Annotated in this window: 9 protein-coding genes; 7 read left to right on the top strand and 2 right to left on the bottom strand. The window is 71.1% G+C overall.

Annotation, left to right across the window (positions count from 1 at the left end; genetic code table 11):
- Positions 1-44 precede the first annotated feature (44 nt).
- From ABZ725_RS34940 to ABZ725_RS34915, 6 genes are all read left to right on the top strand, one after another.
- Positions 45-1,292, top strand: a complete 1,248-nt coding sequence (locus ABZ725_RS34940; protein WP_358806469.1) for a spermidine/putrescine ABC transporter substrate-binding protein — start codon at positions 45-47, stop codon at positions 1,290-1,292.
- Entirely contained in the window at positions 1,289-2,449 is a 1,161-nt protein-coding gene (locus ABZ725_RS34935; RefSeq protein WP_358806468.1) for an ABC transporter ATP-binding protein, read from the top strand. The genes ABZ725_RS34940 and ABZ725_RS34935 overlap by 4 nt, the downstream gene beginning before the upstream one ends.
- A gap of 1 nt (position 2,450) precedes the next feature.
- Positions 2,451-3,380, top strand: coding sequence for an ABC transporter permease (locus tag ABZ725_RS34930; protein WP_358806467.1), 930 nt, complete (start codon positions 2,451-2,453; stop codon positions 3,378-3,380).
- The gene (locus ABZ725_RS34925; RefSeq protein WP_358806466.1) at positions 3,381-4,181 is read left to right on the top strand and encodes an ABC transporter permease; all 801 of its coding nucleotides are present in this window, start codon (positions 3,381-3,383) and stop codon (positions 4,179-4,181) included.
- 5 nt (positions 4,182-4,186) lie between these two features.
- On the top strand, positions 4,187-5,590 hold the full coding sequence (locus tag ABZ725_RS34920) for an FAD-dependent oxidoreductase (protein WP_358806597.1): 1,404 nt from the start codon (positions 4,187-4,189) through the stop codon (positions 5,588-5,590).
- A 125-nt stretch (positions 5,591-5,715) separates the two neighbouring features.
- Positions 5,716-6,156, top strand: a complete 441-nt coding sequence (locus ABZ725_RS34915; RefSeq protein ID WP_358806465.1) for a hypothetical protein — start codon at positions 5,716-5,718, stop codon at positions 6,154-6,156.
- Positions 6,157-6,502: 346 nt separating this feature from the next.
- Here the strand turns inward: ABZ725_RS34915 and ABZ725_RS34910 are convergent, their stop codons facing one another.
- Together ABZ725_RS34910 and ABZ725_RS34905 are read right to left on the bottom strand one after the other, a co-directional pair.
- Positions 6,503-8,098 carry a PucR family transcriptional regulator gene (locus ABZ725_RS34910; protein ID WP_358806464.1) on the bottom strand — a complete coding sequence of 532 codons (1,596 nt, stop codon included), beginning with the start codon at positions 8,096-8,098 and terminating at the stop codon, positions 6,503-6,505.
- A gap of 92 nt (positions 8,099-8,190) precedes the next feature.
- Positions 8,191-10,545 (bottom strand): ATP/GTP-binding protein, encoded by a 2,355-nt coding sequence (locus tag ABZ725_RS34905; protein ID WP_358806463.1) that lies wholly within the window; start codon positions 10,543-10,545, stop codon positions 8,191-8,193.
- A 251-nt stretch (positions 10,546-10,796) separates the two neighbouring features.
- Here ABZ725_RS34905 and gabT point away from each other — a divergent pair, with 251 nt between their 5' ends.
- Positions 10,797-12,131: a 4-aminobutyrate--2-oxoglutarate transaminase gene (gene gabT / locus ABZ725_RS34900; RefSeq protein WP_358806462.1), complete on the top strand. Its 1,335-nt coding sequence runs from the start codon at positions 10,797-10,799 to the stop codon at positions 12,129-12,131.
- Positions 12,132-12,292 lie beyond the last annotated feature (161 nt).

Here is a 12,292-nt window from a genome sequence, read left to right as displayed (position 1 = left end):
CGGCCGCCGACCACGGCCGGACCTCCCGAAAGGGCACCACGAGCATGGAGCAGTACGAGCCCGACCGCCTGAGCCCGGCCCAACTGGCCGCCATACGGCGCAGCTTCCGCAACGGCAGGGCGGCCATGACCCGCCGCTCGCTGCTGCGCGCCTCCGCCGGCGGCGCGCTCACCCTGGGCGGCCTCGGAGCGCTGAGCGGCTGCGGGATCCCCGCGGCCGGCAAGACCGAGGGCGGCACGTCCGCCGACGACTACTCGGCGAAGGAGAAGACCGTCAACTTCTCCAACTGGACCGAGTACATGGACGTCGACGACAGCGGCAAGCGCCACCCCACCCTCGACGCCTTCACCGAGCGGACCGGCATCAAGGTCAAGTACACCGAGGACATCAACGACAACAACGAGTTCTTCGGCAAGATCAAGCCGCAGCTCGCCGCGGGCCAGGACACCGGCCGCGACCTGATCGTCCTCACCGACTGGCTGGCCGGCCGCCTCATCCGCCTCGGCTGGGTTCAGAAACTGGACGCCGCCAACCTGCCGCACGCCTACGCCAACCTGTCCCAGCAGTTCCGCAGCCCCGACTGGGACCCGGGCCGGGCGTACTCGTACCCCTGGCAGGGCATCTCCACCGTCATCGCCTACAACAAGAAGGCGCTGGACGGCGTCGAGGTGAAGTCGGTCTCCGACCTGCTCGACAACCCCAAGCTCAAGGGCCGGGTCGGCTTCCTCACCGAGATGCGCGACAGCATGGGCATGACCCTGCTGGACATGGGCAAGGACCCGGCGAACTTCACCGACGACGACTACGACGCGGCCATCGCCCGTCTGCAGAAGGGCGTCGACAGCGGCCAGATCCGCCGCTTCACCGGCAACGACTACACGTCCGACATCACCAGCGGCGACTTCGCGGCCTGCATCGCCTGGGCCGGTGACGTCGTCCAGCTCAAGGCGGACAGCCCCGACGTCGACTTCGTCATCCCGGACAGCGGATATCTGACGTCCAGCGACAACATGCTGATCCCCAACAAGGCGCGTCACAAGACGAACGCCGAACGGCTCATGGACTACTACTACGAGCCGGAGCCGGCCGCCGAGCTCGCCGCCTACATCAACTACGTCTGTCCCGTGGACGGTGTGCAGGCGGCGCTCGCGAAGATCGACGAGGATGCGGCGAACAACCCGCTGATCATCCCCGACAAGGCCATGCAGGCGAAGTCGCACTCCTTCCGCTCCCTGAGCTCGAAGGAAGAGACCGACTACGAAGCCAAGTTCGCGAAGCTCACTGGGGCGTGACGACGATGAAGACGACCAACAACGGCGGCGGCGACGTCCGCCTGACCGGCATCAGCAAGACCTACGGCTCCTTCACCGCCGTCCAGCCGCTCGACCTGACCGTCCCACAGGGCTCGTTCTTCGCCCTGCTCGGCGCCTCCGGCTGCGGCAAGACCACCACCCTGCGCATGATCGCCGGCCTGGAGGAACCTTCCTCCGGGACCGTCCACCTCGGCGACCAGGACGTCACCGCGCTGCCGCCCTACAAGCGCCCGGTGAACACCGTCTTCCAGTCCTACGCGCTCTTCCCGCACCTCGACATCTTCGAGAACATCGCCTTCGGTCTGCGCCGGCGCGGCATCAAGAGCGTGAAGAAGCAGGTCGAGGACATGCTGGAGCTCGTCCAGCTCGGCGAGCAGGCGCGCAAGAAGCCGCACCAGCTCTCCGGCGGTCAGCAGCAGCGCGTCGCCGTGGCCCGCGCGCTGATCAACACGCCCAAGGTGCTCCTCCTCGACGAGCCGCTCGGCGCCCTCGACCTCAAGCTGCGCCGCCAGATGCAGCTGGAGCTCAAGCGCATCCAGACCGAGGTCGGCATCACCTTCGTGCACGTCACGCACGACCAGGAGGAGGCCATGACCATGGCCGACACGGTCGCCGTGATGAACGCGGGCCGCGTCGAACAGCTCGGCTCCCCGGCGGACCTCTACGAGAACCCGCACACCACGTTCGTCGCCAACTTCCTCGGCACCTCCAACCTCATCGAGGCCGAGGTCGACTCCAAGAGCGGCGACGACATCGTGCTGAAGGCGGGCGACGGCAAACTCGTCCTGCCCGAGGCGCGCTGCTCCGCGCCGACGACGGCCGGCGGCAAGGTGCTGGTCGGCGTCCGCCCGGAGAAGATCTCCCTCACCCACGCCGACGACGCGGGCGAGGTCCCCGAGGGCCGCAACCGCATCACCGGGAAGATCGCCGACTCGTCGTTCATCGGCGTCTCGACGCAGTACGTGATCGACAGCCAGGTCTGCCCGGAGTTCGAGGTCTACGTCCAGAACATCGACCGCGACGCCCGCCTCACACCCGGCGCCGACGTCGTCCTGCACTGGAACCCGGCCCACACCTTCGGTCTGGACGCCGCCCAGGACATCGACGCCGGCATCCAGGAAGAGGCGGCGGTCTGAGATGGCGACGCTCACCGAGGCGCCCCCGCCTCTCTCCCCGACGGCCCCCGAGAGCAAGCCGCCTCGCCGACGCGGGCGCTGGACGCCGTACTGGCTGCTGCTGCCCGGTCTGCTCTGGCTGATCGTGTTCTTCGCGCTGCCGATGCTCTACCAGGCCTCCACCTCCGTGCAGACGGGCTCCCTGGAGGAGGGCTACAAGGTCACCTGGCACTTCGCGACCTACTGGGACGCGCTGAGCGAGTACTGGCCGCAGTTCCTGCGCTCGATCCTGTACGCCGGCTCCGCGACGATCCTCTGTCTGATCCTCGGCTACCCGCTGGCCTATCTGATCGCCTTCCGCGCGGGACGCTGGCGGAACCTGATCATGATCCTGGTGATCGCGCCGTTCTTCACCAGCTTCCTGATCCGCACCCTCGCCTGGAAGACGATCCTCGCGGACGGCGGCCCGGTCGTCGGGGCCCTCAACACGCTGCACATCCTGGACGTCACCAGCTGGCTGGGCTGGACCGCCGGGGACCGGGTCCTGGCCACGCCGCTCGCGGTGGTCTGCGGTCTGACGTACAACTTCCTGCCGTTCATGATCCTGCCGCTGTACTCCTCGCTGGAGCGCATCGACGGTCGGCTGCACGAGGCGGCCGGCGACCTCTACGCCAAGCCGAGCACCACCTTCCGCAGGGTCACCTTCCCGCTCTCGATGCCCGGCGTCGTCTCCGGCACGCTGCTGACCTTCATCCCGGCGGCCGGCGACTACGTCAACGCGGAACTCCTCGGCAGCACCAACACCCGCATGATCGGAAACGTGATCCAGACGCAGTTCCTGAACGTCCTGGACTATCCGACGGCCGCGGCCCTCTCCTTCATTCTCATGGCCGCGATCCTCTTCATGGTCACTTTCTACATCCGCAGGTCCGGGACGGAGGATCTGGTCTAAATGTTCTTCGTCAACTGGCTCAAGCGCCATTTCGTGGTCATCGCGGGACTCATCACGCTCTCGTATCTCCTCCTGCCGAACATCGTCGTCACGGTGTTCTCCTTCAATAAACCGAAGGGCCGCTTCAACTACACCTGGCAGCAGTTCTCCACGGACGCCTGGAAAGACCCGTGCGGGGTCTCGGGCCTGTGCGGCTCGCTGTCGCTCAGCCTCCAGATCGCCATCTGGGCGACCATCGGCGCGACCGTCCTCGGCACGATGATCGCCTTCGCGCTGGTCCGCTACCGCTTCCGCGCGCGGGGCGCCGTCAACTCGCTGATCTTCATGCCGATGGCGATGCCCGAGGTCGTCATGGCCGCCTCGCTGCTCACCCTGTTCCTCAACCTGGGCGCACAGCTCGGCTTCTGGACGATCCTCATCGCGCACATCATGTTCTGCCTCAGCTTCGTCGTGACGGCGGTCAAGGCACGCGTGATGTCCATGGACCCGCGCCTGGAGGAGGCCGCCCGCGACCTCTACGCCGGTCCCGCGCAGACCTTCGTCAGGGTCACCCTGCCCATCGCCGCCCCCGGAATCGCCGCGGGCGCGCTGCTCGCCTTCGCGCTCTCCTTCGACGATTTCATCATCACCAATTTCAACGCCGGCTCGACCGTCACCTTCCCCATGTTCGTCTGGGGTTCGGCACAGCGCGGAACGCCGGTGCAGATCAACGTCATCGGCACGGCGATGTTCCTGGTCGCCGTACTGCTGGTCCTTTTCTCGATGGTCATCGGAAACCGCCGCCGCAAGCAGAAGGCGTGATCTCCGTGAACCGGTGGATCAATTCCCTTTCCGACGCACAACCGGTCCCGTACTGGCTGGAGGACTCCGCCAAGCCCCACCCCGAGCCGGCGCTCACCGGCCCCGAGAGCTGCGACCTGCTGGTCGTCGGGGGCGGATACAGCGGCCTGTGGACCGCGCTCGTAGCCAAGGAGCGCGAGCCGGGGCGGGACGTGGTGCTGCTGGAGGGCCGCGAGGTGGGCTGGGCCGCCTCGGGCCGCAACGGGGGCTTCTGCGCCGCCTCCCTCACCCACGGACTGCCCAACGGGCTGGCCCGCTGGCCCGACGAGATCCACACGCTCCAGGAGCTGGGCGGACGCAACCTCGACGAGATCGAGGCGGCGATCGCCCGGCACGGCATCGACTGCGACTTCGAGCGCACCGGCGAGATCGACGTCGCCACCGAGACGTACCAGGCGTGGGAACTGCGCGACTGGTACGAGGAGCTCGAACGCAAGGGCCTCGCCGACGGCATCGAGTTCCTCGACGCGGACGCGGTGCGCGAACAGGTCGCCTCGCCCACCTTCGAGGCGGGACTGCACGACCGCCGCGGGGTGGCCATGCTCCACCCCGCCAAGCTGGCCTGGGGCCTGAAGCAGGCGTGCGTCCGGCTCGGAGTCCGCGTCTACGAGCACACCCCCGCCCTGACGCTGCAGCCGTACGGCGCAGGGATGGCCGTCCGCACCCCCTACGGGCAGGTCCGCGCCCGGCAGGTCGCGCTCGGCACGAACGTCTTCCCCAACCTGGTCAAGCGGGTGCGGGCCTACACGGTCCCGGTCTACGACTACGCGCTGATGACCGAACCGCTGACCGCCGGGCAGCTCGCCTCGATCGGCTGGAAGAACCGGCAGGGCCTCGGGGACTCGGCCAACCAGTTCCACTACTTCCGGCTGTCCGCCGACAATCGGATCCTGTGGGGCGGGTACGACGCCGTCTACCCCTACGGGGGCCGGGTGCGCGCCGAGTACGACGACCGGCCGGAGACCTACGCCAAGCTCGCCGGGCACTTCTTCACCTGCTTCCCGCAGCTGGAGGGCGTGCGCTTCACGCACGCGTGGGGCGGCGCGATCGACACCTGCTCGCGCTTCTCCGCGTTCTTCGGCACGGCCCACCAGGGGAGGACGGCGTACGCGGCCGGGTACACGGGCCTGGGCGTCGGGGCGACCCGGTTCGGGGCCGAGGTGATGCTCGACCTGCTCGCGGGCGAGAGCACCGAGCGCACACGGCTGGCGATGGTCCGCAAGAAGCCGCTGCCGTTCCCGCCCGAGCCGTTCGCCTGGACCGGTATCGCCCTCACCAAGTGGTCGCTGGCCCGCGCGGACGCGCACGCCGGCCGCCGCAACCTGTGGTTGAAGACGATGGACAGACTGGGCCTGGGCTTCGACAGCTGACGCCTGCCCGACGAGGTGTGACCTGGTTCACCCCTACGGGTCGTCGAAACCCGCGTAATGCTCGCCCCGGACCTCCCTCTCCCTCCTGACGCGATCGCGTCCAGAAGGGAAAGGGAGGTCTTCACATGGCTGGGGCGAAGACGGCAGTCGAATGGCTGACATCCGTCGCACCGGATCCCGAGGCATGCCGCTGGGAATGGGAGCGCAACCCGATGGGGGTGGTGCTGCTGCCCGCGGGCCGGGCCTGGGACGTACTCATCCTGCCGGGCCGGCTCGGCTATCCCACCCTCGACGTCCTCACCCGGATCCTCGACCGACCGGGCCCCGTGCTCGTCGACTTCGGAGACGACCGCATGGGTTTCTTCGTGGCGCCCGGCACGGCAGCCCGCTGGCTCGGCACCGGCATCCGCACGGCCGGCTCCGGCACCTGGATCGTCGTGCCGTATCCGGGTCGCTCGACCGGGAGCGTGCGCTGGCTGGTCCCACCGGACGGCACCGGCACCCTGACCGACGCGGCGCTCCTCGAACTGGCGATGCACGAGGCGGCCGCCGGCCTGGCCGACTAGCCGGTGCCGGGGGCTGTCGTCGGTCGGGTGCGGCGCCATCGTGGCCGGTCGCGCCCGCGCGGCGGAGCCGCAGATGTCAGCGCCCCGCGCCCCTTCGGGGCGCTGCCGTACCGCAGCTGACTTCGCCCTACCCGCTTGGGCGGTGCCGGGGCTGTCGTCGGTCGGGTGCGGCTTCATCGTGGCTGGTCGCGCAGTTCCCCGCGCCCCTTTAGGGTGCTGCCCGTACCGCAGTTGAATTCGTCCGACCTGCTCGGGCGGAGCCGCAGATGTCAGCGCCCCGCGCCCCTTCAGGGCGCTGCCCAGCCGCTTGCCGTCCCGGCCACCCCGGCCACCGGCCTGGTCGGGGCTAGTCCGACGACGTCGCCTTCAGGGCCAGCCACAGCTCCATCCGTACGTCCGGGTCGTCCAGGGAGCGGCCGAGGATCTCCTCCACCCGGCGCATCCGGTAGCGCAGGGTGTGGCGGTGGACGCCGAGGTCGGCCGCCGCCGCGTCCCACTGGCCGTGGCGGGAGAGCCAGGCGCGCAGGGAGGCCACCAGGTCGCCGCGGCCGGTCGCGTCATGGTCGTGCAGGGCGCGCAGCAGGCCGTCCGCGAACGCCTTCACCGCGTCGTCCGCGAGGAGCGGCAGGACGGAGCCCGCCGCGAGCTGCTCGTGCTCCACGAAGACCCGGCCCCTGCGCCGCGCCACGGACAGCGCCTGCTCCGCCTGCTTGTACGCCGCTGCCGCCGCGATCGGACCGGCCGGTGCGGACAGGCCCACGACGAGCCCGTTCTCGTCGGCGGGATCGGGCGCGCCGTCCCCGAAGGACCGTGCGCAGGCCGCCGCGGCCGCGCCTGAGTCCCTGACCAGCGCCACCAGCCGGCCGCCCTCGGGCACCGCCAGGACGGCCTCCCCGGCCCGGGCGGCCGCCGACTCGACCGTCTCGACGAGGTCGCCGAAGGGGTCACCGGACGGGTCGGCCGACGCTGACGCCGACGTCGACGCCGGCTCGGCGAGCAGCACCCGGAACGGGGCGTCCAGCAGATCGCCGTACAGATCGCCGGCCACGGCCCGCGCGTGGTCCGGTTCGCCCGCCAGCAGCATGCGCAGCACCGCTTCGCCGATCCGCTGCTGCGCCGCGTGCAGCGGGCGGGAGCGTTCCGTGGTGAGGGTGAGCAGGGCGATCGCCGAGTGGACGGCGTACCGCTCGGCGGTGCCGAGGGCCGACGCGGTGCCGACGGCGAGCGCGGCGCGCGGTCGCCGGCCGGTGCCCAGGGAGTGCAGCTCGACCCGGTCGTCCTGCTCGGGGTGCTCCGGTCCGCCGTCGCCCCCGACCACCGCCGAGGCCGGGGCGGGCCGCTCCCGCAGCCGTTCCACCTCCGCCGTGAGCCGCGCGGCCCGGCGGCCCGCCCACTCCGGCGCGGCCGCCACGACGGCGCCCGAGGCGTCGTACAGCGCCGCCCACCCGTCGACCTGCGCGGCGAGCGCGCCGAGCAGCCCCTGCGGGCCGTCCGTCGACGCCTGCTTGGTCAGCTCGCGCTGGGCCGCGAACCCGGCGGTCACCGCCCGGTACTGGTCGGCCGCGATCGCCGCCGACACCGCCTTGCTGATCGCGATGAAGGGGGTGCGACGCGGCACCTCCAGCAGCGGCAGGCCCTCTTCCTCGGCCGCGTCCACCAGCGCCTTCGGGATCTCCTCGTAGTTGACGCCGACGGCGAAGCCGAGCCCGACCACGCCCGCCTTGGCCAGCCGCCGCACATAGCGCCGCATGGCCTGCGGATCCTCCGCGTCCAGCTTGAGCGCGGTGATCAGCAGCAGTTCCCCGCCCTCCAGATACGGCACGGGGTCCGCGAGCTCGCTGACGTGCGCCCAGCGCACCGGCACGTCCAGCCGCCCTTCGCCCGCCCGCACGGTGAGCTTCAGCGCGGAGTGATGGACGAGCGAGGCGAGCGTGGGGGTCATGGAGCCTTCAGTGGGAGAGCGTGATCATTTGGCCACCGCGTATGAACGGCCTGCCTCGATTCTGCCTCACCGGCGGAGTCCCAGGGGGCTCTTCAGCCGCGCAGGTCCACCAGCAGCGGCGGTGCGTGCTCGCCCCGCACGCTCGTCAGGGACAGCACCGCGTGCCCGGGCGGGACCTCGTGCGCCAGCTGGGACGCCGACCACCGCTCCCGCTCGACCTGGCGCACGGTCACCGCGTCCGTGGTCACCGCCTTGCCGGTCACCAGCTTGCGCAGCGCGTGGATGGCGCGGGTCATCGGCTGGTCGGCGAAGACCGTGTGCTTGGCGACCTCCGTGGTCTCCACCCACTCGGTGCCCCAGGTCTGCGCGAACCTGCTGCCGTCCCAGGTCGTGATGCCGGAGAACGCCATCCGGCAGCCGACCGCCCCGTACAGCGGCCCGTGCAGCGCCTCGGGGACGTCGCCGACGGTGCGCAGCGCGAGCACCACGCCCGCGTTCTGCGAGCGCAGCCGCTGCAGTCGGCGCACCGATCCGTCGGTGATCGTCCCCGTGGCGTCGTCCAGGACCAGACAGGCGAAGTGGTCGCGCCGTTCGCGCACGACGGTGTGGAACTGGGCGAGGACCAGCCGGGTGATCAGCCGGGCGGCCTCCTCGTGGCCCCGCTCGGGCAGGTCGACGCGGACCCGCAGCGGGTGATGGGCGACGGCGCGCAGGGAGAACGCCCGGTGCGCGTCGCCGCCCCCGCCGAAGAACTCCGTGAACACCGGACGGTTCAGCAGCGCCAGCCGGTCGGCGAGCGAACGGCCCGCGTCGCCCGCCGTCCCGGTCTGGCGGATGCGCGCCTCCAGCTCACGGCGCTGAACGTCGTCGTCGGCCACCGCCTCGCGCAGCGCGGACAGCGCGCCCGGCTCGCCCTCCAGGAGCTCGCGCAGCTCGGGGAGCGTGGGGAAGCGGCCGTGCGCCGCCCGGTAGGGGCCCAGCAGCTGGGCGAGCGCCGTGGCCGCGCCCTGCCCGCTCACCGCGTCGAGGTCCCCGACCAGCGCCTCGGCGAGGATCCCGGCCGCCTCGTCGGGGTCGTCGGAGCCCGCGTACGGGTCCAGGTCGTGCACGGACGACGGGTCGCCGATCCGGACGATCACATCGAAGGCGGAGTCCGAGCCGAGCGGGCCGCCGCCGGGCGACGACACCGCGACGACGGCGCACGCCCCGGTGAGCGCCTGCAGGGCCAGCGCCTCGGTCAGCGGTTCGAGCAGGGTCCGCGTCTTGCCGGAACCGGACGGCCCGACCGCGAGCAGCGAGGTGCCCAGCACGTCCGGGCCGAGCGCGGCGCCCGCGTCCCGGTAGCCGACCGGGGTGCGCTCGGCGGCCGCCCAGCGGCCGATGCGCACCTGGCCGGCGAGCAGATCGTGGCGTGCGCCGCGCCGGGGCAGGTCGCGGGCGCCGGAAGGATGGGTCCAGGCCGCGCCGCCCTGCCGCAGCACGGTCTCCCGGAAGTCCGCGAGCCCCGCCGTCCACGCCCGGCGCACGCGCACGCAGTCCACGTCGTTCATCCGGCCGGCCCTGACCTCGCCGGTGAGCAGCTCGGCCGCCTCGTTCTGTCCCGCGTCGCGCAGCTCGGGCCACTGGGCACGCGGTCGTTCGGCGGCGGGCACTTTGTGGTCGGGCCCGCCGTGCCGGGCGGCGAGCCGTTCCTTCGCATACGGCCACCAGCCGCCGACCTTCGCGAACGGCCACACCACCAGCAGCGTGATGACCGCGTACAGCGAGTTCGTGAACAGCCAGGAGGCGAACAGTTCGTAGCTGCCGGAGATCAGCACCACGAGCGAGAACAGCGGGTCGATGACCGGCAGCGGGTCCCAGCCGACCCCGAAGGCGTCGGGGAACACGAAACTCAGCGTGGCCAGCGCGCCGAACAGGGCGAGCAGGGCGCGGGCGGGCTGCGGCCGGCGGCCGACGAAGTGCCGCACCACGTGCGGCCAGCTGCCCAGTCGGCCCATCGCGTAGACGAGGACGGCGAAGAAGACGCCGTCGTAGACCACCCGCGCCTCCGCGCCCTCCGTGGTCTTCGGGGAGGCGATCGTGCCGCCCCACCACCAGTCCTCCGGGGTGAACAGCCGCAGCAGAGTGAACTGGTACGGCAGCGCGCCCCGCCGCCACAGCGACCACAGCACCAGCGCCACGATCAGCGGTACCAGCATCCCGACGACCGTCACGGGCGCGAGCCGCTCCGCCGCCCGGGCCGCCGCCTTCGGCAGCCGGTACCCGAACCGCCAGATGCCGGGCTTGGCGGCCGGCCGTTCCTCGTCCAGCCATTCGGCGACGGACGGGGAGGAGGGCCGTGCGGCCGGGGCCTGCGCGGGCCGTGGCGGCACCTGCGGCGGTCCCGCCGGGCGCGGCACAGGATTCGCATGCGTACCCCGCATGTCCTGCGTCCCGTCGCTGTCCATCGCCCCTGCCCCCTGACCAGCCGTTCCGTGTGCCGTTCGCGAGTCAATCTAACGCGCCCACAACGGGAGTTCACCGTTTACGCGGCCGGGCCCGCGACGATCACCGGCCGACGGCACTGTCCACGACGGACAAGCCGCCCCGCCGACACCGCCCACTTGGAGCATGCGCACCCCCCGCTCCCCGTCCTAGCCTGCGAGAAAAGAAGGCACGTGTCCGCAGAGCAGTGTCCGCGAAACCCCAGGAGCCCCTCATGACCGCCCTTCCGCAGGAGCGCCGCGTCGTCACCGCCATCCCCGGCCCGAAGTCGCAGGAACTGCAGGCCCGCCGCACCGCCGCGGTCGCGGCCGGGGTGGGCTCCGTGCTGCCCGTCTTCACCAAGCGCGCGGGCGGCGGCATCATCGAGGACGTCGACGGCAACCGCCTGATCGACTTCGGCTCCGGCATCGCGGTGACCTCCGTCGGCGCCTCCGCCGAGGCCGTCGTACGCCGGGCCACGGCCCAGCTCGCCGACTTCACCCACACCTGTTTCATGGTCACGCCGTACGAGGGCTATGTGGAGGTCGCCGAGGCCCTCGCCGAGCTCACCCCGGGCGACCACGCCAAGAAGTCCGCGCTGTTCAACTCCGGCGCCGAGGCCGTCGAGAACGCCGTCAAGATCGCCCGGGCGTACACCAAGCGCCAGGCGGTCGTCGTCTTCGACCACGGCTACCACGGCCGGACGAACCTGACGATGGCGCTCACCTCCAAGAACATGCCGTACAAGCAGGGCTTCGGCCCGTTCGCGCCCGAGGTCTACCGTGTCCCGGTCGCCTACGGCTACCGCTGGCTGACCGGCCCGGAGAACGCCGGCGCCGAGGCCTCCGCCCAGGCCATCGACATGATCAACAAGCAGATCGGCGCGGAGAACGTCGCCGCGATCATCATCGAGCCGGTGCTCGGCGAGGGCGGCTTCATCGAGCCGGCCAAGGGCTTCCTTCCGGCCATCAGCAAGTTCGCGTCCGACCACGGCATCGTCTTCGTCGCCGACGAGATCCAGTCGGGCTTCTGCCGCACCGGCCAGTGGTTCGCCTGCGAGGACGAGGGGATCGTCCCGGACCTGATCACGACGGCCAAGGGCATCGCGGGCGGTCTGCCGCTCGCCGCCGTCACCGGCCGCGCCGAGATCATGGACGCGGCGCACGCGGGCGGCCTGGGCGGCACCTACGGCGGCAACCCGGTGGCCTGCGCGGGCGCGCTCGGCGCGATCGAGACGATGAAGGAGCTCGACCTCAACGCCAAGGCGAAGCACATCGAGTCCGTCATGAAGGCCCGGCTCACCGCCATGGCCGAGAAGTTCGAGGTCATCGGCGACATCCGGGGCCGGGGCGCGATGATCGCCGTCGAGCTGGTCAAGGACCGTACGACGAAGGAGCCGGACGCCGCGGCGACCGCCGCGCTCGCCAAGGCCTGCCACCAGGAGGGCCTGCTGGTCCTGACCTGTGGCACCTACGGCAACGTGCTGCGCTTCCTTCCCCCGCTGGTCATCGGCGACGATCTGCTGACCGAGGGCCTCGACATCATCGAGCAGGCCTTCGCGCGCATCTGATCCCTGATCCGATTCGCGCGTCGCACAGCGGATTCCTATTCGCCGCAGAGCGTGTGAAGAAGGTGTGCGAGGAGGATGGCGGGACGGGATACGGCCTGTCGCACCGCCTGTCACTGCCGTACGTTCTACCCAGATGAGAGATACACCCCGCCCGCAGGAGA

The sequence above is a fragment of the Streptomyces sp. NPDC006872 genome, assembly GCF_040635845.1.
In the GTDB taxonomy this organism is placed as follows: Bacteria; Actinomycetota; Actinomycetes; order Streptomycetales; family Streptomycetaceae; genus Streptomyces.
Note: the sequence above shows the minus strand (reverse complement) of the source record. Positions and strands in the feature narration are given on the sequence as shown.